This is a genomic window from Kitasatospora sp. NPDC094016 (assembly GCF_040304045.1).
GTDB lineage: Bacteria > Actinomycetota > Actinomycetes > Streptomycetales > Streptomycetaceae > Kitasatospora.
The window spans coordinates 1-18,067 of sequence record NZ_JBEOUK010000077.1 but is presented as its reverse complement, the minus strand read 5'-3'; the positions used below and the strand labels follow the sequence as shown (position 1 = coordinate 18,067).

Below are 18,067 nucleotides of genomic sequence, written 5' to 3'. Positions count from 1 at the left end.
GTTCCCAGCTTACCAGATGTTTTCCGCTCCGTTTCCGGCGCTTCGTTCATCCAACTCGCTGGTGTCTTCTGCGGCTTGACGCCCCGTCCGACGTTCCAAACTCTAGCCGATCCCCACTCCGAAAAGCGAATCGGCCGCAATCCAATAAAACGAACACACCGATATACACACCGAGCCTCGCCCGCATATGGCGAGCCGACCCGGCCCGAACCGGGACGTGGTGTTTCGAAAGGATTGGCCGCCCCGGGACCGTCCGCGCCGATGCGTGTCCGGTGCTCCCTGCCGAGCGACTGGCTGACAGTACCCCTACTCGGCGCCCGAAACAAATGCCCAGCCCGGGACGCGCCCGCCAAGGCGAGCACGGACAGACCGTGCTCGACCTCGGCCGGCGCAACCCCTGCGAACGCGACGCGCGGGGTCAGCCGACGGCGCCGAGGATCGGCGCCCAGGCGGCACCGGTGAGTGCGGCCACCGCCTGCTGCTCGGTAAGCGGAGGAGCGGGACGGGTCGGCTTCGGCGTCTCGGCGCCGGTGCCGCCGCCGGTGCTGTTCCACTGCACCATGCGCAGCTGCGCGCCGGTCGACTTCAGGGTCACCGTCACCGTCCAGCGGCGGGCGGTGTCGGGACGGACCGGGTGCGCGTCCGCGTTCTGCTGGAACATCACCAGGGCCCCGCCGGGAACCTCGGCGCTGCTCGGCAGCTCGGTCATCTTGCAGGTGTCGCCGTCCTTCTTGGGCTGCCACTCGCAGCTCAGCCCGTCGCCGTCCTTGAGCGGCAGCGGGAGCCGCAGGGCGGAGACGCCGACGAAGGCGGCGCCGTGACCGTCGTCGAGGACCAGTTCGCTGTTGGCGACGCGCCCGGCGGACGGATCCGAGGGGTTGTTGCTCTGCCCGCTCTCCGCGCTGAACCGGCCCCCGGGGAACGTCGCCTCCAGGGCCTGGATCATCTGGGTGTCGGTGACCGCGGAACGGGGCATCGCCATCGCCGACACCCTGATGTCGGATCCTCCGGAGTGCATCCCGGCGAACACCTCGGGGATCACCAGGCCGACGGCCGCGATCGCGGTGCAGGCACCGACCCCGGCGATGACGCCGGCCGTGCGCCGACGCCGGCGGATCCGCCCGCGCTGGACGGCTCCGCGCATGAGCGTGGTGAGGTCTGGTTCGAGGGAGTCGGTCGTGCGGTCCAGGGCGTGTGCGAGGTCTGCTTCGAACGGCATGCTGGCGTCACCTGTTTCTGTCGCTGATGGGGGCTTCGTGGCGGTTTCGACCTGCGCGCAACGGTGCTCAGTGCGGAACCAGGTCGGACAGGCTGTCGCCGAGCAGGGCACGCACCCTGCCGAGCGCCCGGGTGCCCTGGGAGCGGACCGCGCTGCTGCTCAGCTTGAGCATCCGGGCGGTCTCCTCGATGCTGCGGTCCTCCCAGTAGCGCAGCAGCAGCACCGCCCGGTCGCGGGGCGGCAGTTGGCCGAGCGCGTCCAGCAGGGTGAGCCGCAGCGCGGTGTCCGGGCCGGCCGCCGCGCTGTCGGGCATGGTCCCGGTGGGACGCTCGCCGCTGCTCCGTCGACGCCGCAGGCTGAGGAAGGTGCGGACCAGGACCGTCTGGGCGTAGGCGGCCGGGTTGTCCGCCTTGGCCACCCGCTTCCAGTGCACGTACACCCGGCTGAGGGTCTCCTGGACCAGGTCCTCGGCAAGATGTGCGTCGCCGGCCGCGAGGACGTACGCGGAGCGGTACAGCGCCTTCGCCCTCGCCGCCACGAACGCCAGGTACTCATCCTCCTGTGCTGATTTCACTCGGTTCCCGCCTGTTCCCTTGTCCTGTGATCCCCGTGCATACCCCTCATGACTACGTACGGCGTCAGCATGTCGCGCGGGCGAGGCACCTTCTTTTTCTTTTCACCGCTGCTTCGTCGGCTGCCCCCTGCGGACACCCGCGTCTGCCCGCGGCCGACCCCGTGAGAAGCAGCCCCGGCCAGCGGTGATGCGGTCGGTATCATGCGCCCGGGGGTTCGTTTGCAGGCAGAGGGGAACGGTCGGTGGGTGGGTTGCGGTTCACGGTGCTGGGACCGATACGGGGGTGGCGGGACGGCGGCGAGCTCGCACTCGGGTCGCCGCAGCAGCGGAACCTGCTGCTCTCGCTGCTGCTGAGGGCCAACCACCCCGTGTCGACCGGTCAGCTCGTCGACGACCTGTGGGGCGAGGAGCCGCCCGCCAAGCCCATGGCCGTGATCCGGACGTACGTCCACCGCCTGCGCCGCGTCCTCGGGCCCGCCCCGCTGACCTCGCTCAGCGGGGGCTACCTGCTCACCGTGGATCCCGGGGAACTGGACACCCACCGCTGCGAGGAGCTCGTCGGCACGGCGAAGGAGCTCAGCGGCGCCGGGGAGCACGCTCGCGCCGCCGCCGCGCTGCGCCTGGCGCTGGCCCTCTGGCAGGGCGAGCCGATGTCCGGACTCTCCGGCCCCTATGCCGAGCGGCAGCGCGGCGAGTGGACCGAACGCCGGGTGACCGTCCTGGAGTCGTGTCTGGAAGCCGAGATCGAGGCCGGACCGTCCGGCGAGGCCGTCGCCGAACTGACCGCGGTCGCGGCCGAACACCCGCTCAGGGAACGGTTCTCCGAGCTGCTGATGCTCGCCCTCTACCGGGCCGGACGGCAGGCCGAGGCCCTGAGCGTCTACCGCGAGACGGACCGGCGGTTGCGGGCACAGCTCGGCGTCGCCGCCGGGCCCGGTCTGCGCGAGTTGCAGCGCCGGATCCTGGTGGCCGACGCCGCCCTCGTGGCGCCCGCGCCGCCCCGGCCCGACAGCACCACCACGGCCCGCCCGCCGTACCACGCGCCGATCCGGCCGACCCAGGTACCGGCCGACCTCGCCGACTTCACCGGCCGCGAGGCGCAGACGGAAGCGGTGCGGGCCGTCCTGCTCGCGCCCCGCACCGTGCCCGTGGCGACGGTGTCGGGCCTGGGCGGCATGGGCAAGACGGCCCTGGCCGTCCATGTCGCGCACGGGCTGGCCGCCGACTTCCCCGACGGCCAGCTCTACGTCGACCTGCACGGGGCCGACGGCCGCCCGACTCCGCCCGAGGAGGTGCTGGGCGCCTTCCTCCGCGCCCTCGGCGTGCCGGCGGAGGCGCTGCCCGCCGGGCTCCCCGAACGCTCCGCCCAGTTCCGCTCGCTGCTCTCCGGCCGACGCGTGCTGACGGTCCTCGACAACGCCCGGGACGCCGAGCAGATCAGGCCGCTGCTGCCCGGCCGGCCCGGCTGCGCCGTGCTCGTCACCAGCCGGGCCCGGCTCGGTTCGCTTCCCAACGCGCACGTCGTCGAGCTGCCGGCCTTCGCCCCGGAGGAGGCCCTCGACCTGCTCGGCCAGGTGGTCGGCGGGCAGCGGCTACGGGCCGAGGCGGACACGGCCAGGGAGCTCGTGCGGCTCTGCGGCCACCTCCCGTTGGCCGTGCGCATCCTCGCCGCCCGCCTCTCCTGCCGACCGGGCTGGACCATGGCCCGGCTGCTCGACAAGCTGTCCGAGAACCGCCGCCGGCTGGACGTGCTGCGCACGGAGGACCTCGCCGTCGAGTCGGCGTTCCGCTTCGGCTACGACCAGCTGACGCCCGACCAGGCGCGGGCCTTCTGCCTGCTGGCCGTGCCGGACGTGCCCGACCTGTCGCCGGGCGCGGTCGCGGCGGTGCTCGACCTGCCCGAGCACGAGGCCGAGGAGCTGGCCGAGTCGCTGGTCGACTGCTCGATGCTGGAGACCGCGCCGCCGGACCGCTACCGCTACCACGACCTGCTGCGCGCCTTCGCCCAGCGGCTTATCCCAGAGACAGCGGCCGACGTCGAGGCCGGCGCGGGCTCGGCCCCGGAGGCGGACCACCCGGCCGCCGTCCTCACCCGCCTGGTGATCCGCCAGCACGCCGAGACCGTCGCGGCCCTCGGCCCGACCGCCACCCGCGCGGCCCTGACCGGCGCCGGTGCACCGTACGCCCCCGACTGCCGCGCGGTGGCCCGCGGCCGCGGCGAGTACCAGGGCATCGGCGCCCTGGTCGGCCAGTACGCCGGGCTCCCCCAGCCGCCCCGGCTCGATCTGGTGGCCGAACTGCTGCTCGGGGGAAGCCTGTTGTGCGAGACCGGCCAGGCCGCCCGGCCGCTGGGGCACGCGGCCAAGGTCCTGCTCCAGGCCGCCGTCCGGCAGGGCGACCGAACGGCCGAGGTCAGGGCCCGGCTGGTGCTCGGCCGGCTGCTGACCGAGGTCGGCTCCGAACCCGCGGCCCTCGGCGAGCTGATCAGGTCCCGCGACCTGTGCATCGCCCACGGCCTGCCGGGGCCGCTGCTCGCCCTGGCCCACGCCTCCCTGGCCGCCCTGTTCGTCCAGGTCGGTCGGCCGGGCGACGCGGTCGACGGCTTCGCGGCGGCGATCGCGGTCTGGGAGCGGCTCGGCGACCGGCGCTCGGTGGCGGGCGAACTGCTGAACCTGGCCGGTGCGTTCACCGAGCTCGGCCGGCCCGAGGCGGCGGTCCGCGTCGTCGACCAGTCCCTGCTGATCTGCCACCAGCTCGCCGACCACGAGCTCCAGGCGCTCGCCCTCGACTCGTTGGGGACGATCGCCCACGATCGCGGCGAGTTCGAGCAGGCCCTGCGCCACCACCGCGGCGCCCTCGCCCTGCTGCGGCCGGACGACCGGCGCCGGACGGGCCGCACGCTCCTGCGGCTCACCGAGTCGCTGCGAGCCGTCGGCCGCGGCGACGAGGCGGTGGAGGCGGCCGACCGGGCGGTCGAGGTGCTGACGCTCGACGGCGACCGCCGGGGGCGGGGGCTGGCCCTGGCGGCACTCGGTGACGCGCTCGCCGACCGCGGCGCCGCAGCGGACGCGGCCCGGGCGTGCCGGTCGGAGGCCTACGGCATCCTGGCCTCCATCGGCTCCCCCGAAGCCGACCGGCTGCGCGCCCTGATCGGCCTCGGCGGGGCCGCCGACCGGCCCCGCCGGCAGTGGCCGTCCTGGCTGCCGGCCTGATCCTCCCCTCGCCCCGGGGGTGTTCGGCTACCGGTCCGACGGCTCAGGACAGCGCCCACACCTGGTTCTCCGCGTTCGAGCAGGCCGCCACCCTGACGTAGTAACCGGCTCCGTCGGACGTCAGGCAGCCCTTGGTGGCGCCGTTGACGATCCGGTAGCCGCCCGGAACCGGCGTGAAGGACCAGAGCTGGTTGTCGGTGTACGGCGGGCTCGTCCAGATCTGCACGCGCCCGTCGCCCGTGTCCAGATCCAGCACCTTGGTGTAGTTGCTGGAGGCGTTGCGCAGGAAGTACTTCCCCTCGAAGACCTTTTCCAGCCGCCACACCTGGGCCGACGTGCTGTTGACGGCGAAGGTGCCGACCCGGTTGCCGTTCTGGTCCCCGGAGTAGGAGTTGTCCAGCGCGCCGCCGACGCTGGTGATCTGTGCCTGGGAGGGCAGCTGCGGCTGCGGTTTCGGCTCCGGCGTGGGCGGCGTGGGCGGCGCCGACGTCGCGGACGGCGTGGGCGTGGGCGTGGGCGGTTCGTGGGAGGCGGGCGGGGACGGGACGGCGGAGGTCGGCGCGGGCGGGGCGGGGTTCTGGCCGGCAGTGGGCGCCGTGGAGGCCGGAGCCGGCAGACCGGGCCGGGACGGGGAGGCGGAGGTCGGCGCGGACGGGGCGGGGTTCTGGCCGGCGGTGGGCGCGCCGGAGGCCGGAGCCGGCACACCGGGCGGGACGGGCCCGGCGGAGGTCCGCCCGGCGACCGGCTCGGGCTCGGCGCCGGGCGTGGGGCTCCCGCCCGCCTCCGGGCCGGCCGACGGCACTGGCGCCGTCGGCTCGGCGGGCTGCTGTCCGGCGGGTTGGCGGTCGGCTGCCACCGCAGCGGAAACGGCCGGGCCCGAGAGTCCGGCCACCGGGCCCGCGACGGCGGCGGCGTCCGGAGCGTCGTCCTCGTCGGACCGGATCACCGTCGCTCCGGAGGCCCCGACCACGCAGAGCAGCGAAAGCGCCGTCACCCCGATCAGCCCGCGCAGGCGGAACCTGGCCCACGGTGCGCGTCCGGCGACCGGCCGGGGCCCGACCGGAGTCGGCGGCGCCGTCTCCTCGGCCGGTGCGAGGGCGTCGCGTACCGCCGCGGCCATCGTCGCCGCGTCGGGCCAGCGCTCGCCGGGATCCTTGGCCATCGCCCGCTCGACCAGCGCCCACACCGGCGCGGGCACGTCCTCCGGAAGCGGCGGCACGGGCTCCGTCAGGTGCTTGAGGATCAGTTCGAGGGCGGTCTCCCCGTCGAAGGGGAGCTTGCCGGCGAGGCATTCGTAGAGGACGACGCCGAGTGCGTAGAGGTCCGCCGAGGCGGTGACCGTCCCGGTGGAGGCCTGTTCCGGCGCCTGGTAGGCGGCGGTGCCGAGCACCATGCCCGGTACGGTCAGCCGGGCGTCGCAGCCGGGCCGGGCGATGCCGAAGTCCGCGATCACCGTCCGGTCGCCGCGGACCATCAGGTTGGCCGGTTTGATGTCCCGGTGGACCACCTCGGACTCGTGCGCGGCCTCCAACGCCTCCAGCACCTGGAGTGCCATCCGGAGGGTCTCCTCCACCGGCAGCGCGCCGCGGCGTTCCAGCACGGCGCTCAGCGGTTGCCCGTCGATCAGCTCCATGACCAGGTAGCCGACCGAGGGCCGCCCGTCCACGGCGCTGTGCCCGTAGTCGTACACCCCGACGATGCCCGGGTGGCGCAGCTGTGCCATGACGCGGGCCTCGGCGTGGAAGCGTTCGGCGAAGCCGGATTCGTCCAGCAGGGCCGGCTTCACCACCTTGATCGCGACCCGGCGGCCCAGGACCTCGTCCTCGGCGAGCCACACGTCGCCCATCGACCCGCCGCCCAGCAGGTCCACCAGCCGGTAGCGGTCGGCGAGCACGGTGCCGCGCATGATACTCCCTGAATCAAGCCCGAGGACCGGAGCGAATCCGGAGACCGGCCCGGTTCCATGGGCGCACCTTGGTCCGGGGCGCCCTCCGAGGATCATGACACCGGCAAAACAATTACTGGCTTTCCATCATATGAATCACGTTCGACTCAAGCCATCCCCGCCCCACGCCCCATCCCGTGCCCCCGCGCCCCGTGCCCACGCGCCCCCGTGCCTCGACGGCCGCGTCGCCGCAGCCGGCCGGGCGGGGTGTCAGCCGCCCTCCCCAGCCGTGACCGGTCACCGGTCCACTCGAAGGAACGCCGTCGTCGAGCCTCGCGGAACCGGCCTGCGAGGGGCTGCTCGTCCTCGCTCCCGGACAGCCTCGGAGCAGGCCGTCAAGGGCTCCCGAAGCGCCGGACCGACTTCTCGCGCTTCTCGCGCCAAAGGTTCGCAGCAAAATTACCTGTCACTGGAATGCAGGTCGCCGGGACTTTTCGCATCGCGCCCCAGGACCGGCCGACCTAGCGTGGTTCGCGGTGCTCCTCCTCGGCACTCCTCGCCGCAGGCAAGCCATGGGACCGAGCCGCGGATCCGCCCGGGCAAGGCTTCGGCGGCACACGAACAGATGAATTCGGAAAGGCTCAGCCATGGGCTTCAACCACGTCGGCTCGGTGATCGCGGTACCCGACAAGCCGAACCGGTTCCGGGTGTTCTCCGACACCGACCACCGGCGCGTGGAAATCAGCGAGTGGGAGCGCCTCACCAAGGGCTGACAGTCGCCTCGGGTGCCCGGACCGCACCGGACCGCACCGCACCGGACCGGACCGGACCGGACCCACCGCACCCCAGCACTGGACGCCCGACCGGGCCGACCCCGGCCGGGCGTCGCACGTACCCGTACGTGCCCCGGGCCGTCGAACCGTTCGTCGGCCCCGTCTCCCCCGCTCATGTACACCTGCTCCGATCGGAGACCCGCCCATGGGTCGGTTCGTCACAGACGTCGATGTCCTGGTCGCCTACGACGACCCGGTACGACATCCGCCGTTCCACACGCCCACCGGGTGGGAGTGGATCGACGTCGATCTGAACACGGGCGCACGCGGCGCCTACCTGTACCTCGTCTTCGAACGGTCCGCCGACGACCGGCCCGTCACCGGCATCCGCGTCCTGACGGACGACGAGAAGCCGCCCGCCGGCTACCAGAAGCTGCCGGTCGACCTCAACAGGGGAACACCCGTCCACGACAAGGCCCTGTTCCTGGCCGTCACCCGTCAGGAAGGCGCAGCCCGGCCCATCGTCGACCTCACCGTCGCGCACTGGAAGGACGGGTCGCAGGAGATCCCTCCCGAAACGGGCTACACCCGCGTCGAAACGAACCTCAACGAGGGCGCGACGGGCGACTTCGTCTACCTCGACTACCTCCGGGCCACCGAGAACGCACCCTCCGGTTCGCCCGCCACGCCGGACCAGGAGAACGCGTGAACACTCCCCACTCCCCGCAGAGCGCTCCGTCGCTGCCGGACTCGCTGCTGAAGGCCCTCAAGCGCAAACCCCGCCCCGGCGGCCTGAAGGCCATCCGACACGTGGTCTTCCTGATGCAGGAGAACCGCTCCTTCGACCACTACTTCGGCAGCGACTTCCGAGGAGTGCGCGGGTACGACGACCGCAACCTCGTCACGTTCCCCGGGACCGGCGGCCGCACCGTCCTCGACCAGCCCGACCCGGACGACTCCTCCAGGCCCCACAGGCCCTACCGGTTCGGCCCGGGCGACGTGACGACCGAGCCTGCGGCCCACAACTGGCCCACCGGCCACGAGGCGTGGAACAACGGCCGCTACGACCAGTGGATCGATGCCGAGAAGACCCCCGCCATGGGCTACTTCGACCAGCCGGAGGTCGTCGGGACCTACCGGGCGCTGGCCGAGCAGTTCACCATCTGCGACGCCTACCACTGCTCGGTGATGGGCGAGACCACCTCGAACCGCAACTACCTCTTCAGCGGATTCGGCGGCTGGGAGCCCGACGGGTCGCGGGTCACCGGGTCGGTCGCGCACGACCGCGAGAACCCCGACGCGGCCTACGCGGGAGACCGGACGCTGGGGTACAACTGGTCCAGCTACCCCGAGATCCTGGAGGTCAACAACGACCCCTTCGGGTCCGACAGGATCAGCTGGCGCGTCTACCAGGGCTGGGACAACTACTACGACAACAACCTGGAGTTCCACGCCGAGTTCAAGCGGGTCTTCCAGACCGTGCTGAAGATCGCCGAGCTCGACTACCTGAGCCTGTACGACTTCTACCGGGATCCGAAGCGCGTACGCCCGGAGGACGTGGAGGCGCTCGCCAAGGCGGTCGCCTACCTGCCGCCGGCCGAGCGGAGCCTCTACGACCGAGGGCTCTTCCGCTGCCCGCCCCCGCCGGACTCGAAGCAGAACCCGAAGAACCACCGCGACTTCGTCTACGCGTTCGCCCAGGACGTGGCGGCGAAGAGGGTCCCCCGGGTCTCGTACCTGGTGCCCTCGGACGCGGACTCGGAGCACCCGGGCCAGGGCGGTTCGGCCCCCATGACCGGTGAGGAGGTCGTCTGCCAGGTCCTGGACGTCATCGCCTCCGACGAGGACATGTGGGACTCCACCGTGCTGTTCATCAGCTACGACGAGAACGACGGCTTCTTCGACCACGTGCCGCCGCCGGTGCCCCCGCAGGGCGTCGACGACGAGTACGTCGGCAAGGAGCCCATCGGCCTGGGCATGCGCGTACCGATGATCGTCGTCTCCCCGTGGACCGTGGGCGGCTACGTCAACTCCCAGGTCTTCGACCACACCTCACAAGTCCGCTTCCTGGAGGAGTGGTTGGGCGTACGGCAGCCCGCCATCAGCCGCTGGCGACGCACCGTGGCCGGCAACCTCACCTCGGTCTTCGACTTCGACCGCACCGGCGACCCGCCACCGCAACCCACCGACCCCACCCGGCGTCTGGCCCGCCCGCTGCCGTACCAGCCGGACTCCCACGGCGCCCTGGACCAGGGGCAGGGCGCGTTCGTCCTGCAACCGGTCAACACCGGCGCCGCCTCCGTGCACCTGACCCTGTACGACAACGTCGGCACGTCCGGCACCTACGGCGCTCCTCGGCACTTCGACGTGCTCGGCACCACCGCGCCCGCCACCAACGTGCCGCTGGTCGACGGACGTTACGACTTCTACCTCACCGGCCCCAACGGATTCCGCCGCGAGTTCGCCGGAAAGGCCGCCGGAGCCGCCGCCGAAACCTCCGTCGCCAGCGCCGTCGCCGCCGCCCCGAAGCGCACCCTCACCCTGACGATCACGTCACCCAGTGCCACGCCCCAGACCGTCACCGTGGCGCCCCGGCACTACAGCACCGCGAAAGCGCTGACCGGCGCCGTCGTCACGGGCAAACCCCTCACCCTCGTCTGGGACACCGAGGCCGCCGACGGCTGGTACGACCTGGACCTCGCGATCACCGAGGACGCGTCCTTCCGCCGCCGCCTCATGGGCCACGTCGAGAACGGCCGGCCGAGCATCAGCGGCTGAACGCCGAGGAGGCCGGCGCCTGGGCGCGGCGCCGGCCTCCTCGGGTGCGGGGTGTGCTACCGGCGGCCGCGGGCCGGTGCGGGGTTGAGCTTGGCACTGAGCACCGACAGGAAGGTCGGGAGCCTGTCCACCGCGGTCTTGGGGACGGGGGTGACCTGGACGGTGTCCCGGACCACGTCCTGCACGACGAGCTTGTAGGTGCCGCCCTCCTCGACGAGTTCGGCGGCGTAGAGCAGGGTTTCTTCCACCAGGGGTCCCTCCGGTCGTCTGTCGTACGGCGGGTCAGGAGCCGTTGAGCCAGGCGTTCCACGCCTTGGTCGCCTGCTCCTCGTCCGCTCCCTGGGCGAACAGGTGGTGGCCCAGCCAGATCGGCCAGTTCCAGGAGCTGCCGTTGTAGAACCGGTACAGCGTGTCCGGCCCGCGCAGGCCGATGAAGTCGGGGCTCAGGTAGTCCACGACCACCTCCTCCCGGCCGCCGTCCGCGCCCGGGAGGTCGAGTGACAGCCGGTCGCCGACGGCCGTGTCGTCGGCGAGGCCGAGGCGCCGGCGCAGCGTGGCGAAGTCGGCGGGTTCGGCGGTCGGTCCGGGCCGGGTGGCCTTGACGTAGACGGCGGTGCGGTCGGCGAAGTGCGCCAGGTACTGGGCGAGGCTGTGCTGGTAGAGGTCGACGTGCTTCTCGGCCGCGTCCGCCCTGGTGTCCCAGCCGTCGTCGACGACGCCCTCGTGCACCCAGTGGATCCCCATCCGCAGGTGGCTCGACGTGCCGTCGGCCGGCTCGATGTGGTAGCTGAGGGTGTTCGAGAAGCCGCCCTCCCTGGTCGCCCGGACGGCGAAGTGGTGCGGCGGTTCCCAGGCCACGACGGTGCCGCCGCCGCGGGAGACCGTCCCGCCGACGTGCGGCTCGACCTCCATGGGGTACAGCCAGCTGAGGTTGCCGGCGCCGGTGGCGATCGCCTGCCAGACCTTGTCGGGTACGGCGGGCAGGTCCTGTTCCCGGCGCACCTGGAACTCTCGGGCCACGATCGGTTCTCCTTCACAGTCGATGGGCTTGTCGTTCGATGGGGTTGTCGTTCGATGGGGTTGTCACTCGACGGGCTTGTCGTTCAGTAGGTCAGCGGCAGTGCGCACAGCCGCCGTTGCAACGGGTTGGGCCGCCAGTCGAGGGCCGTCTCGTCGGCGAGTGCGAGGCCGGGGAGCCTGCGGACCAGGGTGCCGATCGCCAGTTCGGTCTGGAGCTTGGCGAGCGGTCCGCCGAGGCAGAAGTGCGGGCCCGTGCCGAAGGTCAGGTGCCGGTTGCGGGCGCGCGTCAGGTCGAGCCGGTCGGGGTCCTCGAAGCGGTACTGGTCGCGGTTGGCGGCGCCGAGGAACAGGTACACCAGCTCGCCCTCGCGCAGCGTCCGCCCGCCGATCTCGACGTCCTGCGCGACGACCCGGACGATCGCCTGGGTGGGCGTGTCGTAGCGGGCCAGCTCCTCGACGGCGGTGCGGATCAGCCCCGGGTCCTCGCGCAGCCGGGCCAGCTGGTCGGGGTGGCGCAGCAGGGCGAGGGTGCCGTTGCCGATCAGGTTGGCGGTGGTCTCGTCCCCGGCGGTGATCAGGACGAAGCAGGTGGACAGCAGTTCGGAGTCGGTGAGCCGGTCGTCCTGCGCCTGGGTGGTGACCAGGGCGCTGATCAGGTCGTCGCCCGGATCCTCGCGGCGCTGCCGGATGAGCCGGGACAGGTACTCCTCGTACTGGTCGACGGCGGCCTCGGCCTGCTCGATGTCGGCGGTGAGGTTTCCGAGCCGGCGGAACCAGGTCTTGACCTGGGGGCGGTCCTCGGGCGGGATGCCGAACAGCTCGCAGGCGACGGCCAGGGGCAGCGGGGAGGCGACCGCCTCGATGAAGTCCATGGCGGGGCCCTGGGCCACGGCCCGGTCGATCAGGTCGTCGACGACCGCCTGGATGCCGTCCCGCAGGGCCTCGACCCGCCGGGCGGTGAACGCCCGGTTGACCAGCTTGCGCAGCCGGGCGTGGTCCGGCGGGTCGGTGTTGGTCATCACCCGGCCGAGCCGGTCGGTGAGCCGGCTCAGGGCCTTCAGGTCGCCGCCGAGGCCGCCGAGGGCCCGGGTCATCCGGTCCCGGTCGTTCGACAGGCGCAGGTCGCTCAGGGCGGCGTCGACGTGGGCGTACCGGGTGAGGTACCAGATGCCCTGGTCGCTGCGGTGGACCGGGCTCTCGTGCCGCATGCGGGCGTAGAACGGGTACGGGTCGCGGCGGGCCTCGGGCGTGTACAGGGCCGCGGCGAGGTCGCCGGGCCCGGCCGGGCCCGCGGTGGCACGGGCCTCGGCCGGGGTGCCGGACGGGGTGTCGGACGGGGTGTCGGCTCCGAACGTTTCGGCTCCGAGGGTTTCGGTGGAGGTCACGTCGGCCGCGCTACTTCCGGGCGTCCATGGCGTCGGCGAGGCTCCTGGGCCGCATGTCGGTCCAGGACTGCTCGACGTACTCCAGGCAGGCGGTGTGGCCGTCGGGGCCGTGGGCGACGGTCCAGCCCTCGGGGACGTCGGCGAACTGCGGCCACAGCGAGTGCTGGTTCTCGTGGTTGACGAGCACGAGGAAGGTGGCGTCCTGGTCGTCGAACGGGTTGGTCATGGGTCAGTCCTCCTGGTGGGAAAGGGCAGTGTCGCCGGTGACCTCGGCGAGGCGGGCGGCCACGATCGGTCCGATCTGGGCCAGCGAGCCCGGCTGGGTCATCCGGTCGTGGCGGGTGGTGATGTCGTGGGAGTCGATCCGGCCGGTGACGTACGGGCGCCAGGTGCCGGCGCCTGCCGAGTCCTCGGTGCGGTCGATCGTGGAGTTGAACAGCAGCAGGTCCCCCTCGAACCGGCCGGGGGCGTGGGCGACCGCCAGCTCGGCGTTGTTGATCATGATCCGGACGACGGCCTCGATGCGCCGCTCGTCCAGGTGCGCCAGGGCGCTGCCCCGACGGCGCAGGATCTCGGCGACCTCGGCGTAGGACAGCGGCCCCTCGCCCAGTTCGGCGGGGTCGCAGTCCAGGATGCCGACGAGCACGTCCCGCTCGGTGGGCACGGCGGAGTCGTCGAGCACCACGTCCTTGACCGGGTAGGCGTCGAGGGCCGCCAGCAGTTCGGTGCGCTCGCCGCGGGCCTGGAGCTCGCAGGCGATCGCGTGGGCGATCAGCCCGCCGGCGGACCAGCCGAGCAGCCGGTAGGGGCCGTCGGCCTGGACCTTGCGGATCTGGTCGGCGTAGTCGGCCGCCATCTCCTCGTACGACGTCGGCAGGGCCTCGGCGTGCGCGAGACCACGTGCCTGGATCGCGTACACCGGATACTCCGGGCCGATGTGGTTCAGCAGACCGGAGTAGGACCAGCTGATGCCGCCGCCGGGGTGGATGCAGAACAGCGGCGGGCGGGTGCCGGTGGACCGCAGCGGCAGCACCACGTCGAAGGCGTCCTCGGCGTCGTCCATGGCCAGCCGGCTGGTCAGACCGGCCACGGTGGGGGCCTCGAACAGGGTGCGCAGGCCCACCGGGACGCCCAGCGTCCCGCGGATGCGCGAGACCAGGCGGGCGGCCAGCAGCGAGTGCCCCCCGAGGTCGAAGAAGCTGTCGTCGAGGTGGACCTGCTCCCGGCCGAGGATCTCGGCGAACAGGGAGCACAGCAGCTGCTCCTGTGGGGTGCGCGGGCCGCGGCCCACGCCCGTCGCCTCGGACTCGGGTACCGGCAGCGCGGCCCGGTCCAGCTTGCCGTTGGCGGTCAGCGGCAGCGCGTCGAGGGTGACGAAGGCCGACGGCACCATGTACTCGGGCAGTTCGCGACCGAGCCGGCGGGCGAGGCCGTCCGGCGCGGGCGCGCCCTCGGCGGCGGGCACCAAGTACGCGACCAGGCGCTTGTCGCCCGGCCGGTCCTCGCGGGCGACGACGGCCGCCTGGGCCACGCCCGGGCAGGCGGCGAGGAGGGCCTCGACCTCGCCGGGCTCGATCCGGAACCCGCGCAGTTTGACCTGCTCGTCGGCGCGGCCGACGAACTCCAGGACGCCGCCGGGCAGCCAGCGGACGAGGTCCCCGGTGCGGTACATGCGCTCCCCCCGCTCGAACGGGCAGGCGACGAACCGCTCGGCGGTCAGGCCCGGCCGGCCCGGGTAGCCCCGGGCCACGCCCGCCCCGGCGAGGTACAGCTCGCCCTCCACGCCCACCGGCACCGCGCGCAGCCCGTCGTCGAGCACGTACGCCCGCATGTTCGCCATCGGCCGGCCGATCGGCACGCTCGCGGCGGTCCCGGGGAGCGCGCGGACCCGGTGGTGGGCGGCGAAGGTGGTGGCCTCGGTCGGGCCGTAGCCGTTGACCACCTCGATGCCGGGGCAGGCCGCCAGCACCCGGGCGACGGCCGACGGCGGCACCACGTCGCCACCGGTCCACACCTCGCGGACCGTGGCGAGCAGCTGCGGCCGTTCCTCGGCGACCAGCCGGAACAGGCCGGCCGTCAGCCACAGCCCGGTCACCCCGTGCTCGGCGACCGCGCCCGCGAGCAGGTCGAGGTCGAGCCGGCCGGGCGGTGCGACGACGATCGTGCCGCCGCCGAGCAGCGGCGCCCAGAGCTCGTACGTCGCGGCGTCGAAGGCCGTGGGCGAGTGCAGCAGCACCCGGTCGTGGCCGCCCTCGCGCCAGCACGGGGCGAGCGCGAGCGCCACCACGTCACGCTGGGTGACACCGACGCCCTTCGGCCGGCCGGTCGAACCGGAGGTGTACATCACGTACGCCAACTGCCGGGGATCACAGGGGATCTGTGGATCGGACCCGTCGGGTTCGGCCTGGCTCAGCGCGGTCAGCACGTCCTCGGTGAGCACCAGGGCCGCGCCGGTCTCCCGGAGGATCAGGTCGATCCGGGAGGACGGGAACCGCGGATCGAGCGGGACGTACGCGCCGCCGGCCTTGACGATCGCCAGGATCGCGACGACGAGGTCCGCCGAGCGCTCCAGCAGCACCGCGACCGGGGTCTCCGGCCGCACGCCCTGGCCGATCAGGGCCCGGGCCAGGCGGTTGGCCCGGCCGTCGAGCTCCCGGTAGGTCAGTTCGGCGCCGTCCGCGACGACCGCGACCGCGTCCGGCACGGCCCGCACCCGGCGGGCGAACAGCTCCGGCAGGGCGGCCTCGGGCCTTCCGGCGCCAGGCAGTTCCGCGCCGGGCAGTTCGGCGCGCGGCAGTTCCGCGCGCGGCAGTTCGGCGCCGGTCCGGTTGAACTCGACCAGCAGTTCGCCGCGTTCCTCGCCGGACAGCAGGTCGAGCCGACCGATCGGCTGGTCCGGCTCGGCCGCGGCCGCGCGCAGCAGCCGTACCCAGCGGGCGAACAGCAGCTCCACCGTGGCCGGATCGAACAGGTCGGTCGCGAACTCGACCGCGCCGAGCACGCCCGCCGGGCCGCCGTCCGGGCCGTACTGCTCGGCCAGGCTGACGGTCAGGTCGACCCGCGCGGTGCCGGTGGGGGCCTCCAGGTGGGCGGTCTCCAGGCCCGGCAAGGTGAACGCCCCGGCCGGGGCGTTCTGCAGGCCGAGCATGACCTGGAACAGCGGGTGGTGGGCCAGCGACCGGGTGGGGTTGACGGCCTCGACCAGGTACTCGAACGGCACGTCCTGGTGGGCGTAGGCGGCCAGCGCCTTCTGCCGTACCCGGCCGACGAGTTCGGCGAAGCCCGGGTCGCCTGCGGTGTCGGTGCGCAGCACCAGGGTGTTGACGAAGAAGCCGACGAGGTCGTCCAGTGCCTGGTCGGTGCGCCCGGCGATGGGGCTGCCGATCGGGATGTCGGTGCCGGCGCCGAGCCGGGTGAGCAGGGCGGCGAGGCCGGCCTGGAGCACCATGAACATGCTGGCGCCGTGCGCGGTGGCCAGGGCCCGCAGGTCCTGGTGCAGGTCCGCGTCGAGCCGGACCTCGATCCGGCCGCCGCGCTGGGAGGCCTCGGCCGGCCGGGGCCGGTCCGCGGGCAGCCGCACCTGGTCCGGCAGGCCCGCCAGCTCGTCCTTCCAGTAGCCGAGCTGCCGGGCGAACAGGCTGCCCCGGTCGGCGGCCTCGCCGAGCAGGTCGCGCTGCCACAGGGTGTAGTCGGCGTACTGGACCGACAGCGGGGACCACTGCGGTGCCTGGCCCTGGCAGCGGGCCGCGTAGGCGGTGGCCAGGTCCCAGGAGAGCGGGCCCATCGACCAGCCGTCGGCGGCGATGTGGTGCACCACGACCAGCAGGACGTGCCGCCCGGGGGCGAGCGCGTAGAGCTCCGCCCGGACCGGCGGCTCGGCGGCCAGGTCGAAGCCTCGCCGGGCCGCCTCGGCGAGCCGGTCGGCCAGCCGGCTCTCGTCGAGCTCGACCACCGGCAGCGGCGGGTGCGCCTCGTCCGCGCCCAAGACCTGCTGGTGGGGCACTCCGTCCGTCTCCCGCAGGACGGTGCGCAGGCTCTCGTGCCGGGCGATCACGTCCGCGAGTGCGGCGTGCAGGGCCGACCGGTCGAGGTCGCCGGTCAGCCGCAGGGCGAGCGGCATGTTGTAGGTGGCGCTCGGCCCGTCCATGCAGTGCAGGAACCAGAGGCGGCGCTGGGCGAAGGACAGCGGGAGCTGCTCGGGGCGCGGACGGGCGGTCAGCGCGGGCCGCTCGGTGACGGATCCGTCGAGGCGGCCCGCCAGGGCGGCCACGGTCGGGTGCTCGAACAGCGTCCGGATCTCCAGTTCGGCGCCGAGGACGGCCCGGACCCGGGAGGCCAGGCGGGTCGCCAGCAGCGAATGTCCGCCGAGGTCGAAGAAGCTGTCCTCGACGCCGACCCGGGGCAGGCCGAGCACGTCGGCGAAGAGTTCGGCGAGCAGCTGCTCCTGCGGGGTGCGCGGCTCCCGGCCGCCGGCCGCCGTCCCCAGGTCGGGGGCGGGCAGCGCGCGGCGGTCGAGCTTGCCGTTGGCGGTCAGCGGCAGCGCGTCCAGCACCACGAACGCCGACGGCACCAGGTAGTCGGGCAGCCGGGCGCCCAGCCAGCTACGGAGTTCGGCGGCGAGGGCCGGGGCGCCGCGCTTTCCTGCCGGGCGGTTGGTGAGCGCGGACAGCGCCGTGCCCGCACCCCGGGTGGGGCGGTACGCGTCGGCCGGTGCGGCGCTGAGTGCGGCGCCGGGTGTGCCGTCGGGTGCGTCGCTGAGTGCGTCGCTGGGTGCGCCGCTGAAGAGCACGTCCAGGGCGTCCGGGCCGGTGGCCGACCAGGTGACGGACACCCGGCGGCCGAGCGCGTCCCCGAGGGCGTGGAAGTCCTCGGGATCGGGCGCCGCGTCCTGCTGCGGGGCGTGCAGCCGCTCCAGCAGCGGCCCGAGCGGGATGTCCTCCTCCTGCACGGCCCGGGCCAGGGCCGCCTCGCCGACCACGCGGCGGTTGGGTGCCCCGGTGATCCGGACCGGGCGGCCGTCGTGCCGCCCGAGGAGCTCGCACAGCTCCGGCAGAGCGGCCACGTCCCGGCCCCAGCGGAGTTCGACCGGCTCGTCGCCCTGCGCCGGGGCGGCGGGCCGCTGGCGAAGGGTGACGTCGTAGCGGTAGCGGGTCAGCTCGTTGTGGTGGCGGCCCCGCTTGACCTCCACCGTCACCGCGCCGATGCCGGCGCCGTTCTCCCG

Annotated in this window: 12 protein-coding genes; 4 read left to right on the top strand and 8 right to left on the bottom strand. The window is 73.4% G+C overall.

The window, feature by feature from the left end:
* Positions 1-418: 418 nt before the first annotated feature.
* Positions 419-1,219 (bottom strand): hypothetical protein, encoded by an 801-nt coding sequence (locus ABT015_RS36905; RefSeq protein ID WP_350887420.1) that lies wholly within the window; start codon positions 1,217-1,219, stop codon positions 419-421.
* Between the two features lie 67 nt (positions 1,220-1,286).
* Positions 1,287-1,793: a SigE family RNA polymerase sigma factor gene (locus tag ABT015_RS36900; RefSeq protein WP_350887417.1), complete on the bottom strand. Its 507-nt coding sequence runs from the start codon at positions 1,791-1,793 to the stop codon at positions 1,287-1,289.
* A 263-nt stretch (positions 1,794-2,056) separates the two neighbouring features.
* Here ABT015_RS36900 and ABT015_RS36895 point away from each other — a divergent pair, with 263 nt between their 5' ends.
* Positions 2,057-5,005: an AfsR/SARP family transcriptional regulator gene (locus ABT015_RS36895; RefSeq protein ID WP_350887415.1), complete on the top strand. Its 2,949-nt coding sequence runs from the start codon at positions 2,057-2,059 to the stop codon at positions 5,003-5,005.
* A 43-nt stretch (positions 5,006-5,048) separates the two neighbouring features.
* Here the strand turns inward: ABT015_RS36895 and ABT015_RS36890 are convergent, their stop codons facing one another.
* Positions 5,049-6,911 carry a protein kinase domain-containing protein gene (locus ABT015_RS36890; protein ID WP_350887412.1) on the bottom strand — a complete coding sequence of 621 codons (1,863 nt, stop codon included), beginning with the start codon at positions 6,909-6,911 and terminating at the stop codon, positions 5,049-5,051.
* A 626-nt stretch (positions 6,912-7,537) separates the two neighbouring features.
* Between ABT015_RS36890 and ABT015_RS36885 the strand changes: the two genes are divergently transcribed.
* The 3 genes from ABT015_RS36885 to ABT015_RS36875 all read left to right on the top strand — a co-directional run bounded on the left by ABT015_RS36885 (position 7,538) and on the right by ABT015_RS36875 (position 10,441).
* A complete protein-coding gene (locus tag ABT015_RS36885) occupies positions 7,538-7,663 on the top strand; it encodes a hypothetical protein (RefSeq protein ID WP_350887410.1) in 126 nt (41 codons plus the stop codon).
* Between the two features lie 205 nt (positions 7,664-7,868).
* Positions 7,869-8,372, top strand: a complete 504-nt coding sequence (locus tag ABT015_RS36880; RefSeq protein ID WP_350887407.1) for a hypothetical protein — start codon at positions 7,869-7,871, stop codon at positions 8,370-8,372.
* Complete coding sequence (locus ABT015_RS36875; protein ID WP_350887404.1) at positions 8,369-10,441, top strand: alkaline phosphatase family protein; 2,073 nt, start codon at positions 8,369-8,371, stop codon at positions 10,439-10,441. Before ABT015_RS36880 ends, ABT015_RS36875 begins: the two co-directional genes overlap by 4 nt.
* Positions 10,442-10,497: 56 nt before the next feature.
* On the opposite strand, the gene ABT015_RS36870 is transcribed toward ABT015_RS36875, so the two are convergent.
* The 5 genes from ABT015_RS36870 to ABT015_RS36850 all read right to left on the bottom strand — a co-directional run.
* Positions 10,498-10,689, bottom strand: a complete 192-nt coding sequence (locus ABT015_RS36870) for a hypothetical protein (RefSeq protein ID WP_244293816.1) — start codon at positions 10,687-10,689, stop codon at positions 10,498-10,500.
* Positions 10,690-10,723: 34 nt separating this feature from the next.
* Positions 10,724-11,461: an SRPBCC family protein gene (locus ABT015_RS36865; protein ID WP_350887401.1), complete on the bottom strand. Its 738-nt coding sequence runs from the start codon at positions 11,459-11,461 to the stop codon at positions 10,724-10,726.
* An 83-nt stretch (positions 11,462-11,544) separates the two neighbouring features.
* Entirely contained in the window at positions 11,545-12,846 is a 1,302-nt protein-coding gene (locus ABT015_RS36860) for a cytochrome P450 (protein WP_350887399.1), read from the bottom strand.
* A 10-nt stretch (positions 12,847-12,856) separates the two neighbouring features.
* Complete coding sequence (locus ABT015_RS36855; protein ID WP_350887397.1) at positions 12,857-13,072, bottom strand: MbtH family protein; 216 nt, start codon at positions 13,070-13,072, stop codon at positions 12,857-12,859.
* A 3-nt stretch (positions 13,073-13,075) separates the two neighbouring features.
* On the bottom strand, positions 13,076-18,067 hold a 4,992-nt coding region (locus tag ABT015_RS36850), incomplete at its 5' end, for a non-ribosomal peptide synthetase (protein WP_350887395.1).